This window comes from Novosphingobium sp. (assembly GCF_030696665.1).
Taxonomy (GTDB): Bacteria; Pseudomonadota; Alphaproteobacteria; order Sphingomonadales; family Sphingomonadaceae; genus Novosphingobium.
Genome location: NZ_JAUYRV010000010.1, coordinates 20,385 through 38,615, shown reverse-complemented (window position 1 = coordinate 38,615; position 18,231 = coordinate 20,385). Strand labels below are relative to the sequence as shown.

At 63.4% G+C, this 18,231-nt stretch carries 20 protein-coding genes; 14 read left to right on the top strand and 6 right to left on the bottom strand.

The window, feature by feature from the left end:
• Positions 1-5: 5 nt before the first annotated feature.
• A complete protein-coding gene (locus Q8R81_RS01910; RefSeq protein ID WP_305615632.1) occupies positions 6-476 on the top strand; it encodes an Lrp/AsnC family transcriptional regulator in 471 nt (156 codons plus the stop codon).
• On the opposite strand, the gene Q8R81_RS01905 is transcribed toward Q8R81_RS01910, so the two are convergent.
• Complete coding sequence (locus Q8R81_RS01905; protein ID WP_305615630.1) at positions 466-1,095, bottom strand: TetR/AcrR family transcriptional regulator; 630 nt, start codon at positions 1,093-1,095, stop codon at positions 466-468. The genes Q8R81_RS01910 and Q8R81_RS01905 overlap by 11 nt on opposite strands.
• 56 nt (positions 1,096-1,151) lie before the next feature.
• Here Q8R81_RS01905 and Q8R81_RS01900 point away from each other — a divergent pair, with 56 nt between their 5' ends.
• Positions 1,152-2,165: an aromatic ring-hydroxylating dioxygenase subunit alpha gene (locus Q8R81_RS01900; RefSeq protein ID WP_305615628.1), complete on the top strand. Its 1,014-nt coding sequence runs from the start codon at positions 1,152-1,154 to the stop codon at positions 2,163-2,165.
• Here the strand turns inward: Q8R81_RS01900 and Q8R81_RS01895 are convergent.
• Both Q8R81_RS01895 and Q8R81_RS01890 read right to left on the bottom strand, forming a co-directional pair.
• On the bottom strand, positions 2,162-2,635 hold the full coding sequence (locus Q8R81_RS01895; protein WP_305615627.1) for a nuclear transport factor 2 family protein: 474 nt from the start codon (positions 2,633-2,635) through the stop codon (positions 2,162-2,164). The genes Q8R81_RS01900 and Q8R81_RS01895 overlap by 4 nt on opposite strands.
• Positions 2,590-3,798, bottom strand: a complete 1,209-nt coding sequence (locus tag Q8R81_RS01890) for an MFS transporter (protein WP_305615626.1) — start codon at positions 3,796-3,798, stop codon at positions 2,590-2,592. The genes Q8R81_RS01895 and Q8R81_RS01890 overlap by 46 nt, the downstream gene beginning before the upstream one ends.
• A 240-nt stretch (positions 3,799-4,038) precedes the next feature.
• Between Q8R81_RS01890 and Q8R81_RS01885 the strand changes: the two genes are divergently transcribed.
• The 6 genes from Q8R81_RS01885 (at position 4,039) to Q8R81_RS01860 (ending at position 8,768) form a co-directional block, all read left to right on the top strand.
• Positions 4,039-5,154: an FAD-dependent oxidoreductase gene (locus Q8R81_RS01885; RefSeq protein ID WP_305615625.1), complete on the top strand. Its 1,116-nt coding sequence runs from the start codon at positions 4,039-4,041 to the stop codon at positions 5,152-5,154.
• Between the two features lie 23 nt (positions 5,155-5,177).
• Complete coding sequence (locus Q8R81_RS01880; protein ID WP_305615624.1) at positions 5,178-6,080, top strand: VOC family protein; 903 nt, start codon at positions 5,178-5,180, stop codon at positions 6,078-6,080.
• A 3-nt stretch (positions 6,081-6,083) separates the two neighbouring features.
• A complete protein-coding gene (locus Q8R81_RS01875) occupies positions 6,084-7,241 on the top strand; it encodes a S9 family peptidase (RefSeq protein WP_305615622.1) in 1,158 nt (385 codons plus the stop codon).
• Positions 7,242-7,700 (top strand): hypothetical protein, encoded by a 459-nt coding sequence (locus Q8R81_RS01870; protein ID WP_305615621.1) that lies wholly within the window; start codon positions 7,242-7,244, stop codon positions 7,698-7,700.
• A 23-nt stretch (positions 7,701-7,723) separates the two neighbouring features.
• Positions 7,724-8,503, top strand: coding sequence for a cyclase family protein (locus tag Q8R81_RS01865; RefSeq protein ID WP_305615619.1), 780 nt, complete (start codon positions 7,724-7,726; stop codon positions 8,501-8,503).
• A gap of 142 nt (positions 8,504-8,645) precedes the next feature.
• Positions 8,646-8,768 (top strand): hypothetical protein, encoded by a 123-nt coding sequence (locus tag Q8R81_RS01860; RefSeq protein WP_305615617.1) that lies wholly within the window; start codon positions 8,646-8,648, stop codon positions 8,766-8,768.
• On the opposite strand, the gene bioD is transcribed toward Q8R81_RS01860, so the two are convergent.
• The 3 genes from bioD to bioB are packed head-to-tail and all read right to left on the bottom strand — an operon-like array spanning position 8,765 to position 11,594.
• Positions 8,765-9,385: a dethiobiotin synthase gene (gene bioD / locus Q8R81_RS01855; RefSeq protein WP_305615615.1), complete on the bottom strand. Its 621-nt coding sequence runs from the start codon at positions 9,383-9,385 to the stop codon at positions 8,765-8,767. The two genes, Q8R81_RS01860 and bioD, sit on opposite strands and share 4 nt — an antisense overlap.
• Positions 9,382-10,530: an 8-amino-7-oxononanoate synthase gene (locus Q8R81_RS01850; protein WP_305615613.1), complete on the bottom strand. Its 1,149-nt coding sequence runs from the start codon at positions 10,528-10,530 to the stop codon at positions 9,382-9,384. Before Q8R81_RS01850 ends, bioD begins: the two co-directional genes overlap by 4 nt.
• The gene (gene bioB / locus Q8R81_RS01845; protein ID WP_305615611.1) at positions 10,530-11,594 is read right to left on the bottom strand and encodes a biotin synthase BioB; all 1,065 of its coding nucleotides are present in this window, start codon (positions 11,592-11,594) and stop codon (positions 10,530-10,532) included. Before bioB ends, Q8R81_RS01850 begins: the two co-directional genes overlap by 1 nt.
• Before the next feature lie 260 nt (positions 11,595-11,854).
• Between bioB and Q8R81_RS01840 the strand changes: the two genes are divergently transcribed.
• From Q8R81_RS01840 to fdhD, 6 genes are read left to right on the top strand one after another with little or no spacing between them, the layout of a single operon-like run.
• A complete protein-coding gene (locus Q8R81_RS01840; protein WP_305615609.1) occupies positions 11,855-12,268 on the top strand; it encodes an NAD(P)H-dependent oxidoreductase subunit E in 414 nt (137 codons plus the stop codon).
• Positions 12,265-13,818 carry an NADH-ubiquinone oxidoreductase-F iron-sulfur binding region domain-containing protein gene (locus Q8R81_RS01835; protein WP_305615607.1) on the top strand — a complete coding sequence of 518 codons (1,554 nt, stop codon included), beginning with the start codon at positions 12,265-12,267 and terminating at the stop codon, positions 13,816-13,818. Before Q8R81_RS01840 ends, Q8R81_RS01835 begins: the two co-directional genes overlap by 4 nt.
• Positions 13,815-14,348, top strand: coding sequence for a molybdenum cofactor guanylyltransferase (locus Q8R81_RS01830; RefSeq protein WP_305615605.1), 534 nt, complete (start codon positions 13,815-13,817; stop codon positions 14,346-14,348). Before Q8R81_RS01835 ends, Q8R81_RS01830 begins: the two co-directional genes overlap by 4 nt.
• Complete coding sequence (fdhF, locus tag Q8R81_RS01825; protein WP_305615603.1) at positions 14,338-17,190, top strand: formate dehydrogenase subunit alpha; 2,853 nt, start codon at positions 14,338-14,340, stop codon at positions 17,188-17,190. The genes Q8R81_RS01830 and fdhF overlap by 11 nt, the downstream gene beginning before the upstream one ends.
• Positions 17,187-17,453 carry a formate dehydrogenase subunit delta gene (locus tag Q8R81_RS01820; protein WP_305615601.1) on the top strand — a complete coding sequence of 89 codons (267 nt, stop codon included), beginning with the start codon at positions 17,187-17,189 and terminating at the stop codon, positions 17,451-17,453. Before fdhF ends, Q8R81_RS01820 begins: the two co-directional genes overlap by 4 nt.
• The gene (gene fdhD / locus Q8R81_RS01815; protein WP_305615599.1) at positions 17,443-18,228 is read left to right on the top strand and encodes a formate dehydrogenase accessory sulfurtransferase FdhD; all 786 of its coding nucleotides are present in this window, start codon (positions 17,443-17,445) and stop codon (positions 18,226-18,228) included. Before Q8R81_RS01820 ends, fdhD begins: the two co-directional genes overlap by 11 nt.
• The last annotated feature ends 3 nt before the right edge of the window (positions 18,229-18,231 follow it).

Genomic DNA, 18,231 nt, shown 5'->3' with positions numbered 1-18,231 from the left:
CGTGCATGAGCGCCACTGACAGGCAACTTGACCAGTTTGACCGCAAGATCATCGACCTGCTGGTGCGGGACGGGCGCATGGCGGTGACTGAGCTTGCCGAGAAGGTCGGCCTTTCCAAAACCCCGTGTCAGGTGCGGCTGAAGCGGCTGATCGACGATGGCGTGATCAAGGGCTTTCGCGCGGTGGTGGACATGGCGCGGCTGGGGCTGGAGCATGTGGCCTTTACCGAAGTGAAGCTGTCCGACACGCGCGAACAGGCGCTGGCCGAATTCAACCGGGGCGTGCTGGCTATCCCGGAGATCGAGGAGGCGCACATGATCGCGGGCAACTTCGACTATCTGCTGAAAGTGCGGACCGCCGACATCCGCCGCTTCCGCATGGTGCTGGGCGAGAAGATTTCCACCCTGCCACATGTGTCGAACACCAGCACGTTTGTGGTGATGGAGCCGGTGAAGGAGCAGGCGGTCAGGTCTTGATCCGCATTCCGTTCAGGAACAAAGCCACGCAATTGCGGGCGTGCTGCGCCAGCGCGGGCGGATCGAAACCCTCGTCAACGCGGTAGAGTTTGCGGCTGACCATGCCTGCCAAGGTGAGGTCGAAAAACGCAAGCGCATCGCGCGGCGGGTCGGTGCAGGCGAGCTGGCCGGATGTGGTCCAGCGTTCAAGCTGCCCTGCGAGCAGGGTGTTGAGCGGATCGACCGCGCGTTCGCGGTAGGTCTGGCCGACTTCGGGGAAGAGGTGCCCTTCGGCAATCGCCATGCGGCCGACGAAAATGCTCTCGTCGGTGAGAATCCATGCGAGCGCACGCTGGGCGAATTGTTCAAGCCACGCTTGAGGCTGGGATGCATCGGCATCGGCCATGTCCACCGCATCGCGCCAGCGCTCGGCAATGCGTGCGACAACGCCTTCGAACAGCGCGCGTTTGGTGGGGAAGTGGCGAAACATGGTGGGTTTTGATCCGCCGAACCGTTCAAGAATGCGGTTCGTGCTGGCGGCGGCAAAGCCTTCGGCCATGAATTCGGCCTGGGCAGCATCAAGGATGCGCCCGCGCACGACGGCGGGATTGCGGCTGACGGGGCTTTTCAAAATGGCCATTCCGGATATAACGACACCAACTGGTTTGTTTGATTCGACATCAAGGGAGAATGCCGATGAGCGGCTTCGTTCGCAATGGCTGGTATATGGCGTGTTGGACTCATGAAGTGCCGGACGGCGGATTTCTGGCGCGGAGACTGCTCGACAAGCCTTGGGTGATCTGGCGCAAGGCTGATGGCACGCCGGTGATGATGGCAGACCGCTGCGCCCACCGCTTCGTGCCGCTCAGCCGCGGCGCGCGCGATGGTGACATGATGCGCTGCGCCTATCATGGGCTGGCCTTCGACGGCAGCGGGGCCTGCGCGCACAATCCGTTTACAGGGCAGCCGCTGGATCTGGCGCGGGTGGACGTGCTGCCCGTGGTGGAACGGCACACCGGGCTGTGGTTCTGGCCGGGTGACGCTGAAAAGGCGGATCCTGCGCTGATTCCCGATTTCAGCTTTCTGGATCATGACCGTCCCCTGCATCGCGGCTATATCCGCATGGAGGCAAGCTATGAACTGGTGACCGACAACCTGATGGACCTGAGCCATGCCGAATTTGTCCATCGCGACAGCTTCGGGGTAAATGGATCGCTTCTGACATGCGGCCAGCATGAGGTGGTTCAGGACGAGGGCGGGGCGATCTGGAACAACTGGACGATGCCCGATTCCGAGCCGCCGGTCTGGGCCAAGCCCATGCTGCCAGAAGGTGCGAAAACGGACCAGTGGTTGCATATGCGCTGGAATGCACCGTCAAGCCTTGCGCTGTTCATCGGGTTGGCAAAGTCGGGGTCGGACCGGAAGGACATGGTGGTGCCCCCAATGGCCGATCCGCATATTCTGGTGCCGGAAACGGCGGACTCAACGCATTACTTCTACACGCATGAGCCCACGCCCGAAGCGTTTGCCTTGCTTGAGAAGGCCTTCCTGGAGGAGGACCATCCTATGCTTCATGCGCAGCAGCAGGCGATGGGTGAGGCGGACTTCTGGGACTTGAAGCCGGCAATCCTGCCATCCGACGCAGGCGCAATCCGGGTGCGGCGGCGGATGATGCAGCTGCGCCGGGCTGAACAGGCCGACGCGGCCTAAAACATCGGATGGGCGTTGGCGGATTTTTCGGGGATAGGCTGGATGATGTCCCAGTGCTCGACGATCTTGCCGTCCTTGAGCCGGTAGAAATCGGCAACGGCGGCCCCGCGTGCGGCGGGGTCGGGCTTGGCAAAGATGTGGATGGCGGCGAGGTCGCCATCCACGAGGATCTTGCGCACTTCGAAGCTGCGGTTGCGGTCAGCGAACATCGGCTGGAGCGCGGCAATGGCGGCCTCGCGGCCATCGGGCAGGCCGGGGTTGTGCTGGATATAGTCAGACGCGACGTAAGTTTCGAAGGCCTGCTTCACGTCCCGCTCGGTGTAGAACAGGCGGGCGAAATGCTCGACGATCTGGCGGTTGTCGGGCGCGGCAGGTCCGTTGCCGAGCAGCGCCAGTACGAAAGCGGCAAGCGCTGCACGGCGCATCAGGCGGCCACCGGTGCGGGCTGGCGCGGGGTGACGATGAACCATGTGGCCAGCGCGATCACGATGCCAAGGCCTCCTGCGATCACGAAAGCGCCCTGCATCGTACCGCTTGACGTGCGCGCCACGCTCACCAGCAGCGGCGAAACGAACTGGCCGAGGAAGAAGGCCGAAGTCCACACGCCCATGCCGCGTCCGCGATGTTCGAACGGCAGGTAGCCTTGTGCCCAGGCGATCAGCGTGGGCACGGCCATGCCCGCGCCGGTCTGCTGCAAGGCCATGCCCGCAACCATCAGCTTCCAGTCCGACGCCATGCCGATCACCGCAAGGCCTGACCCCAGCAGGGCGAGGAACACGGTGAGTTGTATGCGCGGCCCGAACCGTCCGGTGAACCAGAAGATCACCGCGCCGACGATCACGAACAGGCTGGGGATCGTGGTGAGGCGGCCGATCTCGGCAGGGTCGGACACGCCCAGTTCCTGCCACACGACTCCGCCGTTGATGATGAACACATAGTAGAGTGCGCCGCCGAACAGGGTGACCAGGCCGAAGGTAAGGACACCGGCCCAAGGAAACGGCGTGCTGGCCTGCTGGCCGATGCCGAGCATCTTGCGTGCGGTTTCGTCATTCTCCGGCTCATAGATGAAGGCGAGCATGGCGAAGAAGGCGAGGAAGCCGACGCCGTAAATCAGGAATACCGAGTTCCAGCTCATCGCGGCGAGATAGCCCGAGGTGAAGATCACCGCGCTGCCGAAGAAGGGGCCAACGATGCCTTGGATAGACAGCCATTTCCGGCGGCCCGTCTCATCCCAGTAATCGCCGATCAGAGTGTTGGCCGTGGTGAGGATCGCCGCCTCTGCCACGCCAAGCACAAGGCGCGAGGCATAAATCTGGTTGAGATCATCAAGGAACAGCGGGGCCATTCCGACAAAGCCGTACAGACCCGTAGACAGCAGCAGCAGGCGGCGGCGGCCAAACCTGTCGACCATCAATCCCGCAAACAGCGCCAGAATGGCAACGGTGAGGCCGGGGGCCGAAACCATCGCAGGCACTTTGGTCTGTGCCGAGGGATCGGCGGAGAAGTGCGCGATCATCGCAGGCACCGCCGGGAACATCGAGACGATTGCGACAATCGGCAGGAAACCGGTAACGACGATGGTCAGCCCCTGCGGGATACCCGGCTGGCGATAGGCCTTTGCTGCGGTGGACATTTGCTCTCCCGATCAGCGCCTTCGGAGCGCTTTATTAGAACCTCTGTTCTTAAATGGTATCGTTTCGGGGTTGGTTCGAGTCAAGTGAAAGCGCTGAATGGCGGACGATCAATTCCATGCATGGCTGCGTATAAAAAATACTTGTTTTGTGAATTGTTCATGCGCCCCTAATCGTGGCGGAAAGGCGCTCACTTTGCCATTCGGCGGTGCGTCAGTGGGATCGGATGCATAGCTACGATTATGAAAAAGCTTGAAGTTCTTGTCATTGGCGCCGGGATCGGTGGTCTTTCAGCGGCAATCGCGCTGAGCCGCAAAGGGCATGGCGTCACCGCGATAGAACGTGATCCGTCGTGGTCCGTATACGGTGTGGGGATCATCCAGCAGTCCAACGTGATCCGCGCGATGGATCAGCTTGGCGTGCTCGACAGCTTCCTTGATGCGGCCTGCGGGTTCGATGCGGTAGAGATTTTCACGCCCGATGGCACCAAGGTTGCGCGCGTGCCCACGCCACGGCTGGTCGAAGGACGCCCCGCCAACGTGGGCATCGGGCGGCGCGCGTTGCAAAAGGTGCTGGGCGATAGCGCCAAGGCGCTGGGCACCGAACTGCGGCTGGGGGTAACCGCCGAGGCGATTGAGGACGACGGGACCAAGGTCCACGTGACGTTCTCGGACGGGGCAACCGGCAGCTATGACGTGGTGATCGGTGCGGACGGCGTCTATTCACAGACCCGTGCGCTGGTCCTGCCCGAGGCGGAGCGGCCTGAATTCACCGGGCAGGCGGTGTGGCGGTACAACTTTCCGCGTGCCGAAGGTCTGGATGCGTTGCAGGTCTATAACGGCCCGACCGGCGTGGGACTGGTGCCGATGAGCGCCGAGGTGATGTACATGTATGTCACCACGCCAGAACCGGACAATCCCCGCTATCCCAAAGACGGCATTGCCGCTGCCATGCGCGCCAAGGTTGCCAATTGCTCACCCCAGATCCGCGAACTGGGCGAACAGATCACCGATGATGATGGCGTGGTCTATCGCCCGCTGGAAGGCATGTTGATCCGGGGTGCATGGTCCAAGGGCCGCGTCGGTCTGCTGGGCGACGCCGTCCACGCCACCACGCCGCATCTGGGGCAAGGCGCGGGCATGGCGATCGAAGACGCCATCGTGCTGGCCGAAGAGCTTGAACGTGCCGACGACGTGGAGGCTGCGTTGCAGGCGTACCGCGACCGTCGGTTCGAACGCTGCCGCTACATCGTCGAGAGCAGCCTTGCCATCTGCCACGGCCAGTTGGGCAAAGGCCCGGCGGTCGACAATCACAAGGCCACTGCGGAAATGTTCGCGGTAGTGGCGCAACCGATCTGATTTCGTTTTTAAGGACGACACTTATGAGCCGCGTTACCGAAATCCGCTATGTCGGGTATGGCGTGAAGGAATTTGACGCCGAGAAGGCGTTCTACGCCGATGTCTGGGGGCTTGAACCGGTCGGAGAAACCGCCACCGAGGCTTGGTTCAAGGCACAGGGCCATGACGAGCACCACGTTGTGCAACTGCGTAAGGCTGACGAAAATCGCGTCGATGTGATCGCGCTGGCCGCTGACAGCCGCGCCGATGTGGACGCGCTGCGTGCCAGGGTTGAAGCGGCTGGGTGCCGGATCGCCAGCGAACCGGCTGACCTGACCTCGCCCGGCGGCGGTTATGGCTTCCGCTTCTTTTCGCCCGATGGCCTGCTGTTTGAAATTTCCAGCGACGTTGCCAAGGGTGCAAAGCGTGATCTGGCGCGCTGGGAAGGCGTGCCGGTAAAGATCAGCCACATCGTGCTGCACAGCCCGGATCATCAGGCGCTGGTCACGTTCTTCACCGAAGTGCTGGGCATGAAGATTTCCGATTGGCTGGGCGATTTCATGTGTTTCCTGCGCTGCAATTCGGCACACCACCGCATCGCCATCCTGCCCGGACCGCCGTGCCTGAACCACGTGGCCTATGACATGCTGGGTGTGGATGACATGATGCGCGGCATTCACCGGTTGAAGGTGAAGGGCATGGACATCGGCTGGGGGCCGGGGCGCCACACCGCTGGCAACAACACCTTCAGCTATTTCGTGACGCCGGGCGGCTTTACCGTGGAATACACCTCGGAACTGGAAGAGGTCGACTTCGACGCGCACCAGCACAAGGTTCACGTGCCTGCGCCGATGGTCATGGACCAGTGGGGCATTGGCACCGGCGGCCCGCAAACGCTGCCGCACCCCGCGCCGAATCCCGGCCTGTTCCAGACAGTTGAGGCCTGATCGATGGCGCTTTACGAACCATTCCCGAACTACATCTGGAACCTGTCGGTCTCGATCGCGATGGAAAGCGGCGGGCGGATCGGCGAAATCGTCGATATGTGTCAGCCGATCATCGAAGCGGCGGCCAGTGGCGGCGATGCGGGTACGCCGCAGTTCATGAAGCAGTGGGCCGCTTATGGCGACAAGCTGATCGAACTGGCGGCTGAGGACGAGGCCAAAGGCCGCATGTTCTCCGCCTCGGACAAGCTGGAGCGTGCGTCGCTGTATCTGCTGGTGGCTGAACGCATGCAGGGGCATGGCGCACCGGGGCGCAAGGAGACTTATGCCAAGGCGCTGGACGCTTTTGCGAAGTCGACCAAGCTGGGCAAGATCAACCGCGAGCGCGTGGAAATTCCGCTCAGCACAGGCACGATGCCCGCGCTCTATACCCGCGCGCAAGGGCCGGGTCCGCATCCGGTGGTGGTCTATTGCAACGGTCTCGATAGCTGCAAGGAGCTGCTCTACTGGAGCCGCCTGCCCGAAGCGCTGGCGCGGCGGGGCATTTCCACGCTGTGCGTTGACCAACCGGGTTCGGGCGAAACGCTGCGTTTGCAAGGCCTGCCAGTTGATCCGCATTCGGAAAGCTGGGCAAGCAAGGCGGTGGATTGGCTGGAAGCGCAGGCCGACGTTGATCCCAAGCGCATCGGCATGACCGGCATCTCGCTGGGCGGCCACTTCGCCCCGCGCGCCGTGGCCTATGAGCCGCGCTTTGCCAGTGGCGCTGTGTGGGGCGCAAACCACAACTGGCGCGAAGTGCAGGACAAGCGCCTCAACCGCGAGGGTGAGAACCCCGTGCCGCATTACTGGGCGCACGTGATGTGGGCGTTTGGCGCAAAGGACATGGACGAGTTCCTGGCCAAGAGCACCGACATGAACCTCAACGGGCACATGGACCGCATCAAGGTGCCGTTCCTTGTCACCCACGGCGCGCATGACCGGCAGATCAGCGTTGCCTATGCCGACGATCTCTATGACCAACTCGTCAACTCGCCCCGCCGCGAAAAGGTGATCTTCACCGCCCGCGAAGGTGGCGTGGAACACGTGGGCGCAGACAACATGGCCTATGGCTGTGACTGCATTGCCGACTGGTTTGCCGAGACGCTTGGCGGTAACGCTGCCTGAATGCACGCATCAGCCTATATCCGCCGCGAGACGGCCGTCAGCATTGCAATCAATGTTGCTTTGAGTGCGGCGTTTTTCATCGCGGTTTTCGGGGTGGAAGGGCTGGTGCCGGTCTGGGGTATCGGAGGCTATGTCTTCGACTTTGGTCCGCAAGGCTTCATGATTGGCCTGATGGCAACTTTGGTGCCGGGGCTGCTGGCGCGCAGAGCGCTGGCGAGCGGCAAGGTTGTGCGGATTGCCGGAAAGTCCGGCCTGCCCGCCGCCGTCTTGCCCCGCGCGATCCTGTGCGGTGCGCTGGGCGCGGCAGTTGGAGTGGCCGCATCGGCTCTGCTGCTTTGGGCAGGCGGAGCCACACAACTGGAATGGCTGCCTGCCTTGCTGGCGAAACTGGTGTTCGGGGCCGTGCTGGCCCTGATCGTCACACCCGCAGGCTTGCGCGCCGAACTGACAAAGCGCTGACGCAGCGCAAGGGAGAACATGCCATGACCCGCCGTTTCGTCGATCTTTCGATCTACCTTGAAAACGACGTCATCACCGATCCGCCGTTTCTGCGCCCCAAGATCGAATACCAGAAGCATGGTGAGACGATGCCGGAACTGGGCTTTTTCTTTCCGGGTGTGAAGGCAGAGGATACGCCCGATAACGCGGGCTTTGCCGCTGTCGAAAACGTGACGCTGACCACGCACAACGGCACGCATCTGGATGCGCCGTGGCATTTCCACCCGACCATGAACGGTGGTGAGCGGGCCATCACGATTGATGAAGTGCCGCTGGAATGGTGCTTTCAGCCCGGCGTGAAGCTCGACTTTACGAAGCTGCCCGACGGCTATGTCGTCACTGCGCAGGACGTGGAGGATGAACTGAAGCGCATCGGACACGAACTGAAACCGCTGGAAATCGTGCTGGTGAACACCGCAGCGGGCAAGGCTGTGGGTGATCCCAACTATGTCAGCATCGGCTGCGGCATGGGGTATGAGGCGACGATGTATCTCACCTCGCGCGGTGTGCGTGTGACGGGCACCGATGCATGGAGCTGGGATGCGCCGTTTGTGCATACGGCTGAAAAGGTCAAGGAAACCGGCGATACCTCGCTGATCTGGGAAGGACACAAGGCCGGGCGTGACATCGGCTATTGCCACCTGGAAAAGCTGCACAATCTGGAAGTCTTGCCGCCCAATGGCTTCACGGTGAGTTGCTTCCCGCACAAGATCAGGGGTGCATCGGCAGGGTGGACTCGCGCGGTGGCGATCTTCGAGGATTAAACTCCACAACTTCAGTTGACATTAATGCCAAGTCGATTAGTAGAGTTTTATCGGAACAGAATTTGTCCCGATTCGTAAATGCCCAATCGACACCCAAGGCGACCTCGCTCGGGTTCCTGTTCCACGAGCAAGGACTCTACCGATGACCATTATTACTGTGCCCAACCGCATCCGCTCCACGCGCCGCGTGCCTGGCGAGGCTCTCCTGATCGCCGCGCTCGTGCTGGGTGCCAGCATCAACGCGCTGCACATCGTGCTGGGCTAACGGAAAGCTTCCGGCCCGAAGCCCTGCGCAAAGGCAATGGCAAGGCTTTGCTGATCCAGCCTTTGCAGCATGGGCAACCGGCCAAGGCGCTTCACTTCACCCATCGCGCAGATCGTCGCTTCGCTGTCCTCATTGGCATCGCCGACAAAGGCCACGCCGTGGACCGGCACCCCGCGTGAGCGCAACGCCTCCAGCGTGAGCAGCGAATGGTTGATCGTGCCCAGAGCGGTGCGCGCGACCACGATTACCGGCAGGTTCCACCATGCGAAGATATCGGCATATGTGGTGCTGCGGGTGACGGGGACGAGCGCACCACCCGCGCCTTCGATCACCAGCGGGCGTTGCGGCGGTAGGGCAAGGTTGGCGGGATCGATCACCACGCCGTCCAGCTCTGCTGCGCGGTGTGGAGAGCAGGGCGTGTTGAGGCGATAGGCTTCGGGAAGCACGTGTTCGGCGGGCACGCCCGACAGCGCCGCTACGTGATCACGGTCAGCGCCGTCGTCCAGCCCGGCCTGCACCGGCTTCCAGTAATGTGCGTTCAAAGCGCCGGTCAGCGCGGCGGCGAACACAGTCTTGCCGATGCCGGTATCGGTGCCAGTGACGACGAAGGCGGTCATTGCAGCGCGTGTTCAAGCGCCGCGCCAAGGGCATCCACGTCGTCTTGCGTGGCGTTCAGCGTGAGGGAAATGCGCAAGCGGCTGGTGCCTTGCGGAACGGTTGGCGGGCGGATGCCGCGCACGTCAAAGCCTTTGCCTTGAAGCGCGGCTGCGACCGCCATCGTGCGCGCGTCTTCATGCAGGATCAATGGCAGGATCTGCGATCCGGTGGCCTGCGCGCCATGCGGTGCGAGAATGCGTTCGGCGTGGGTGATCAGATCCCGCAGCGCTTCGCGGCGTTCCGGTTCATCCGAAAGGATGCGCAACGCCTCGCGCACGGCGGCGCAGACCAGTGGTGACGGCGCGGTCGAAAAGATGAACGGGCGGCCGCGATTGACGAGGAAATCGCGCACCACGCGCGGACCAAGGACCAGCGCGCCTTCGCAGCCCAGCGCCTTGCCGCACGTGCGCAGCACGATGGTGTCCGGGCGTCCATCAAGATCGGCAGCAAGGCCGCGTCCATCAGGGCCGAACAAGCCGGTGGCATGGGCCTCGTCGATCAGCATAATCGCGTCGTGGCGTTCGGCGACGCGGGCCATCTCGGCAACCGGGGCCATGTCGCCGTCCATTGAATAGAGTGTTTCGAAGGCGAGCCACACACGGCCTGTATTGCCCTTGGCCCGCCATTCGCGCGCCGCATCGTCGAAGCTTTGCGCGTCGTTGTGTGCCGCGCTGACCGCAGTGGCGCGGGTGAGGCGCAGGCCTTCGTGCATCGAGGCGTGGACCAGTTCGTCATAGACAATCAGGTCACCGCGTTGGGGCAGGGTGGACAGCAGCGCCACGTTGGCGGCGTAGCCTGCCGAGAAGAACAGCGCGGATTCGCTTCCGAAAAAGCGCGCTGCTTCGTCCTCCAGCAGTTCGTGTTCGGGATCGTTGCCGCGCAGAAGACGCGATCCGCCCGAACCGAGCGGCACGCCGCGCGCTATGGCGTCCTGCACCGCTGCAGCAAGGCGCGGGCTGGACGACATGGCGAGATAGTCGTTCGAGGCGAAATCCACCCCGCGCCGGGGAGCAAGGCTGCGCAGGCGCGCCTTCTCGCCAAGCGAGGCAAGATCAGCCGTGTGGGCTGACCACAAGTTGCCAGTGCGGGTGATCGCCTCGGCCATTACGCCGCGCAGCCCCCGGAACAGCCTCCGACCGACTTCATGGCGCGCATGGGTTCCTCGCCTTCCATCGGCTTCAAGCCAAGGCGTGCGAACATGGCAGCGTCTGCATCGTCTCCGGCATTGGCAGCGGTCAGCAACTTGTCGCCGGTGAAGATCGAATTGGCCCCTGCCATGAAGCACATCGCCTGCGTCGCCTCGGACATCGATTCGCGGCCCGCCGAGAGGCGCACCATCGACAGCGGCATGGTGATTCGCGCGACGGCAATGGTGCGGACGAATTCGATGTCATCGATCTTGGCGAGCGGCGTGTCGGCCAGCATGTTGCCCAGCACGGTGCCCTTGACCGGGACCAGCGCATTCACCGGCACGCTTTCCGGGTGCTGTTCCAATGTAGCCAGCGCGTGGACGAAGCCGACGCGGTCCGCGCGCGTCTCACCCATGCCCACGATGCCGCCCGAACAGACGTTGATCCCGGCCTGCCGCACGTTATCGAGCGTCTGCAACCGGTCAGCGAAGGTGCGGGTAGTGATCACTTCTTCATAGCGCTCGGGCGAAGTGTCGATGTTGTGGTTGTAGTAGTCCAGACCCGCTTCGGCCAATTGCGCGGCTTGCCCGGGCGTGAGCATGCCCAGCGTCATGCAGGTTTCCATGCCCATTTCGCGCACGCCTTTGATCATGGCGATCACGGCCGGCATGTCGCGCTCTTTGGGGTTGCGCCAGGCTGCACCCATGCAGAAGCGCTTGGAGCCGTTGTCCTTGGCCTGCGCGGCGGATTGCAGGACGCTTTGCACTTCCATCAGCTTCGTTGCTTCGATCCCGCTGTCGGCCTTCACCGATTGCGAGCAGTAGCCGCAATCTTCGGGGCAGCCGCCGGTCTTGATCGATAGCAGCGTGCAAAGCTGCACTTCGCCCGCGCGATGGTGCGTGCGGTGGACTTCTGCGGCGCGGAACAGCAGTTCGGTGAACGGCAGGGCAAACAGCGCGGCGATTTCCTCGCGCGTCCAGTCGGTACGCACGCTTGCTGTTGCAGTCTCTTCGCTGTGGCGGAGCAGGGTGTCTTGCACGGCGTTCGTCCTTTGGAATCTGTCTGTCTGGCGGCCCTTAACCCAAATCCGGGATACATGCTCAAGTGAATTCGCAAAGCTGCGAAGCCAGACTTTGCATTTCACGTGGTGCAACCTGTGCGGCGTTGCCCGCAAGGGATGCTATGTTGCCGCCAGCGCACTGGTCATTGCCTGCCCTTTGGGTCAGGACAGGGGCGATAGGGTCGGCGGCATATTTGTATGTGTTGCTTACAAAAGAACATCGGAGTATTCTGCCCGTCATGGAGAGGTTGAACCAGATCATCGCCGCCCACGCCGGGCGTGAAGGGCCACTGCTGCCGATTTTGCATGATGTGCAGGCCGAATACGGTCACGTTTCGGAAGAGGCGGTGCGGGCGATTGCGCTGGCGCTGAACCTCAGCCGCGCCGAAGTGCATGGGGTAGTCAGCTTCTACCACGATTTCCACGCCGAACCGGAAGCAAAGCCAGTGCTCAAGCTATGCCGGGCCGAGGCGTGTCAGGCGCGCGGGGTTGAGGCGCTGGCGGCGGGATTGGCGGAGAATCACCGGGTGAAGATTGAAACGGTCTACTGCCTCGGCCTGTGTTCGGTCGGCCCCAATGCAATGGTCGGCAGCAAGGTTCACGCGCGGTTGGATGCAGCCAAGCTGGGCGCGCTGGTGGAGGCGCTGGCATGACTCCGAATAACGCGATTGGGGTGCGGATCAGTGACGACGCGTTGGCGCTGGCCTGTGGTGCCGATGAGGTGGCGGCGGCCTTTGTGGCGGCTGGCTGCACGGTGGAGCGGGTGTCTTCGTGGGGCATGCACTGGCTTGAGCCGCTTGTAGAGATCGATGGCGAAGGCTTCGGCCCGCTGGAGCCTTCTGACGTTGCGGCGGTGCTGGCCGGGGCCAGCGCCAAGGCCATCGGCCGCATCGAAGACCACCCCTTCATTGCCAAGCAGCAGCGCTTTACCTTCGCCCGCGCGGGCAAGACTCAGGCATTGAGCCTTGACGACTACGCCGCGCACGGTGGCTGGCACGGGCTGGCCAAGGCACGCGAACTCGGTCCCGAGGCGACCATCGCGCAAGTCACCGAATCCGGCCTGCGTGGGCGGGGCGGTGCAGGGTTCCCGGCGGGGATCAAGTGGACCACCGTGGCCAAGGCTGCGGGGACCCAAAAGTACATCGTCTGCAATGCCGACGAGGGCGACAGCGCCACTTTTGCCGACCGCATGGTGATGGAGGGCGATCCCTTCATGCTGATCGAGGGCATGGCGATTGCCGCGCTCGCGGTGGGTGCGCACCGGGGCTATGTTTATATCCGCAGCGAATATCCGCATGCGATTGCCAAGATGGAAGCGGCAGTGCGGGCCTGCGCGCAGCTGGTCGCCCCGTTCGAACTGGAAGTGCGCGTGGGTGCGGGGGCCTATGTCTGTGGCGAGGAAACCTCGCTGCTCAACAGCCTTGAGGGCAAGCGCGGTGAAGTGCGGGCCAAGCCGCCTCTGCCTGCGCTCGAAGGCCTCTTCGGCAAGCCGACCGTGGTCAACAATGTGCTGACGCTGGCAGCCGTGCCGTGGATCATGGCCAACGGCGCAGCGGCCTATGCGCAGGTCGGATATGGTCGGTCAAAGGGCACCATGCCGATCCAGCTTGCGGGCAACATCAAGCATGGCGGGCTGTTCGAAGTGGGCTTTGGCGTCACGCTGGGCGAACTGGTGATGACCGTGGGCGGCGGCACGGCATCGGGCCGTCCGGTGCGTGCGGTGCAGGTGGGCGGGCCACTGGGGGCCTATCACACGCCCGCCGAATTCCACCTGCCGTTCGATTACGAGACCTTCGCTGCCAACGATGGCCTGATCGGCCACGCCGGGCTGACCGTGTTCGACGATACCGTGGACATGAGCGCACAGGCGCGGTTCGCGATGGAATTCTGCGCGGTGGAATCGTGCGGAAAATGCACGCCTTGCCGGATCGGCTCGACGCGCGGGGTGGAACTGATCGATCGCATCCGGGCGAAGGGTGGGCGTCAGCCGGACCGGGTTGAAGCGCTTCCCCAGATGCACAATGCCCGCAAGGTGGAACGCTCGCTGGCTGATGAGATCACGCTGCTCGAAGACTTGTGCGAGACGATGAAGTTCGGCTCGCTCTGCGCGCTGGGCGGCTTCACGCCCTATCCCGTGCTGTCAGCGCTGCGGAACTTCCCTGAGGATTTCGGGGCAGATGCAGCCAAAGAGGCGGCGGAGTGATCCTCGGTGCCGTCCTTGCCGGTGGCCGGTCCACCCGTTTCGGCAGTGACAAGGCGCTGGCCGAGCTTGGCGGGCGCACGCTGTTGGCGCGGGCGGTGGGGGCACTGGAAGGCCACTGTGATGCCGTGGTGGTCATCGGACGCGAAACTGCACCAGCGCCCACCATGCCCGATTGGCCGCGCGCCGATATGGGGCCGCTGGGCGGAATCGCCGCTGCGCTGCACCACGCGCGCGATGCGGGTTACACGCATGTGCTGACCTGTTCGGTCGATAGCGTCGGGCTGGGCAGCGATCTTGTTGCGCAATTGCAGCCCGCACCTGCCTATTGCGAGAGCCAGCCGGTGATCGGTCTATGGCCCGCCAGCGCTTCGGCCATGCTGGACGCGATGCTGACCAGCGAGGGACGCCATTCGATGCGTGCCTTTGCGGAAAGCCTTGGCGCGCGGGCCGTGCGCTTCGACACGATTCCTGATAATATCAATACACCGGCGGACCTTGAGTCTGCGGAGAGGCGATCACATGGGCTATGAACGTCAGGCTGATTTCGGCACCCCGGAGGTCCGTTCGGACACGCAAGTAACCTGCTCCATCGACGGGCGCGAAGTCACCGTTCCAGCAGGCACCACAGTCATGCGCGCCGCCGCGCTGACCGGCGGTTCGATCCCCAAGCTGTGTGCGACCGACAACCTCAAGCAGTTCGGATCGTGCCGCCTGTGCCTTGTCGAGATTGACGGAATGCGCGGCACGCCCGCCAGTTGCACCACTCCGGTGGCTGAAGGGATGCAGGTCCACACCCAGACGCCCAAGCTGCAGAAGCTGCGCAAGGGTGTGATGGAACTCTACATCTCCGATCACCCGCTCGATTGCCTCACCTGCAGCGCCAACAACGATTGCGAGTTGCAGGATCAGGCCGCCGCCGTGGGCCTGCGCGATGTGCGATATGGCTATGAGGGCGAAAACCATCTGGGCGAGATGCCCGACATTTCGAACCCCTATTTCGACTTCGACCCCAGCAAGTGCATCGTCTGCTCACGCTGCGTGCGGGCCTGCGATGAAGTGCAGGGCACTCTGGCGCTGACCATTGATGGGCGCGGGTTTGATTCGAAGGTTTCGGCGGGGCTGACACCGGACAGCTTTCTTTCGTCCGAATGCGTTTCCTGCGGCGCTTGCGTGCAGGCCTGCCCGACTGCGACCTTGCAGGAAAAGGCGGTCAAGGAGATCGGCAAGCCCGAACGCGCGGTCATAACCACTTGCGCCTATTGCGGCGTCGGCTGCACTTTCCGTGCCGAGATGCGCGGCGAACAGGTGGTGCGCATGGTGCCGTGGAAGGACGGCAAGGCCAATCGCGGCCATTCCTGCGTCAAGGGCCGCTTCGCCTGGGGCTATGCCCAGCATCAGGAGCGGGTGCTTTCGCCGATGATCCGTGAGAGCATCGACCAGCCTTGGCGCGAGGTTTCGTGGGAGGAGGCGCTGTCGTACACCGCGCGCGAGATCAACCGCATTCGCGACAAGTATGGCCGCAACGCGCTGGGCGGGATCGTTTCGAGCCGCTGCACCAACGAGGAAGGCTTTCTTGTCCAGAAGCTGATCCGGGCAGGGTTCGGGACCAACAATGTCGATACTTGCGCGCGGGTATGCCATTCGCCCACCGGCTACGGCCTCAAGACCACCTTCGGCACCTCGGCGGGTACGCAGGACTTTGACAGCGTTGAAGACAGCGATGTGATGCTGGTGATCGGGGCGAACCCGACCGATGGGCACCCCGTGTTTGCGAGCCGCATGAAGCGCCGCCTCCGCAAGGGCGCAAAGCTGATCGTGATCGATCCGCGCCGCACCGACCTTGTGCGTTCGCCGCATATCGAGGCGGATTTTCATCTACCGCTGCGCCCCGGCACCAACGTGGCGATCCTGACGGCGCTGGCCCATGTGATCGTGACCGAAGGTCTGGCCGACGAGGCCTTCATCCGCGAACGCTGCGATTGGGACGAGTACCAGCACTGGGCCGAGTTCGTCTCGGCAGAGCGCAACAGCCCGGAATTCCTCAGCCCTGTGATCGGCGTTGACGCGGAGGCCATTTGCGGCGCGGCGCGGTTGTTCGCCACGGGTGGCAACGGAGCGATTTACTACGGGCTGGGCGTGACCGAACACAGCCAAGGCTCCTCAACCGTGATGGCGATTGCCAATCTCGCAATGGTCACCGGCAATATCGGGCGGCGTGGCGTGGGCGTGAATCCCTTGCGCGGGCAGAACAATGTGCAGGGTGCCTGCGATATGGGCAGCTTCCCGCATGAACTTTCCGGCTACCGCCACGTGTCTGATGCGGCCACGCGCGCGCTGTTCGAGGCGGAATGGGGTGTGCCCATCGATCCCGAACCGGGCCTGCGCATCCCCAACATGCTTGATGCCGCCACAGATGGGGAATTCAAGGCGATCTACATTCAGGGCGAAGACATTCTGCAGTCAGACCCGGATACCAAGCACGTCATGGCGGGCCTTGCCGCAATGGAATGCGTGATCGTCCACGACCTGTTCCTGAACGAGACCGCCAACTACGCGCACGTGTTCCTGCCCGGATCGACCTTCCTTGAAAAGAACGGCACGTTCACCAATGCCGAACGCCGCATCCAGCCGGTGCGCAAGGTGATGGAGCCGCTCAACGGGTATGAAGACTGGGAAGTCACGCAGGAACTGGCGCGCGCTGTGGGGCTGGACTGGAACTACACGCATCCCAGCGAGATCATGGACGAAATCGCGCGCTTGACGCCCACCTTTGCAGGTGTGAATTACAAGCGGCTTGATGCCGAGGGGTCGCTGCAGTGGCCGGTAACCGATGCTGCGCCCGATGGTAGCCCAATCATGCACATCGACGGTTTCGTGCGCGGCAAGGGCAAGTTCGTGGTGACGGACTATGTGCCCACCGACGAACGCACCGGGCCGCGTTTCCCGCTGCTGCTGACCACGGGCCGTATCCTCAGCCAGTACAATGTCGGCGCGCAGACTCGGCGCACGGCAAATGTGATCTGGCATGAGGAAGACCTGCTGGAAATCCACCCGACCGATGCCGAGAACCGCGGCCTGAAATCGGGTGATTGGGTGAAGCTGGCCAGCCGATCGGGCGAGACGACCTTGCGCGCAACGGTGACCGATCGCGTGGCGCCGGGCGTGGTCTACACCACGTTCCACCATCCGGCCACGCAGGCCAATGTCGTCACCACCGACTATTCCGATTGGGCCACAAACTGCCCCGAATACAAAGTAACCGCCGTGCAGATCACGCCCAGCAACGGGCCGACCGAATGGCAGGAAGACTACGAAGCGCAGGCCACGCGCTCGCGCCGTATCGCAGGTACCGCGATGGAGCCTGCCGAATGAGCGGGCAGACGGCGGAAAAGCTGGCCTATATGGCCAACCAGATCGCGCGGAACATGGTGCATGATGAAGCACCGGTGGCTTCTGTGGCCGATCACATCGTTGCGTTCTGGACGCCGCGCATGATCGACCAGTTGCTGGCGGATGGTGTTACGGCGCTTGAACCGGTGGCGGCAGAGGCAATGGCGCGCATTGCCGCAGGTCGCATCCCCCCGCCGCAGACGCGCGCAACCGATCCTGCAGTTCACGGCTCCGATGCCGGTTGAAGGCGCGCGTCCTTTCGGGTTTCAGGAGCATTTTGCCGATGGCCGCCCCGCGCAGGACATAACCCGTGCGCTGGCCGAAGAAGCGCCGGTTGCCATCGAGATCAACGGATTGGGCTATGCCGTGATGATGGCGACGCCGACCGATCTGCACGACTATGCGCTAGGATTCTGCCTTTCCGAACAGCTGATTGCCTCAGCCGGCGAGTTCCTGTCCGCCGACGCCGCACTGGTTGAGGCAGGCGGATGGATGCTGCGGGTGCAATTGGCCGCTTCGGGCGCGGGGCCGCTGCTGGAACGCGCGCGGCTGCGGCTGGCCGAGGGCAGTTGCGGGCTGTGCGGGATCGAGAGCCTTGAGCAGGTGATGCGGCCTTTGTCGCCCGTCACCGCGAAGTTGGAGGTTGAGAGCGCGGCGCTGTTCCGGGCGGTGGACGCGCTGGGCGATCAGCAGGTGCTGGGGCGGGAAACCCGCGCGGCCCATGCGGCGGCGCTCTGCGCGCCCGATGGCACGATCCTGCTGGTGCGTGAGGACGTGGGGCGGCACAATGCCTTCGACAAGCTGCTGGGCGCAGCCGCGCGGGCGGGGCTTGATCAGGCGGAACACTTCGTGCTGCTGACCGCGCGGTGCAGCTTTGAACTGGTGCAGAAGGCCGTGATTGCAGGCGTCCCCCTGCTGGCGACGGTTTCCGCCGCATCGACGCTGGCGGTGGAGCAGGCGGCGGCGCACGGCCTCCGACTGGTGAGCCTTGCGCGGCGGGACAGCCTGCTCGAATCCTGATCC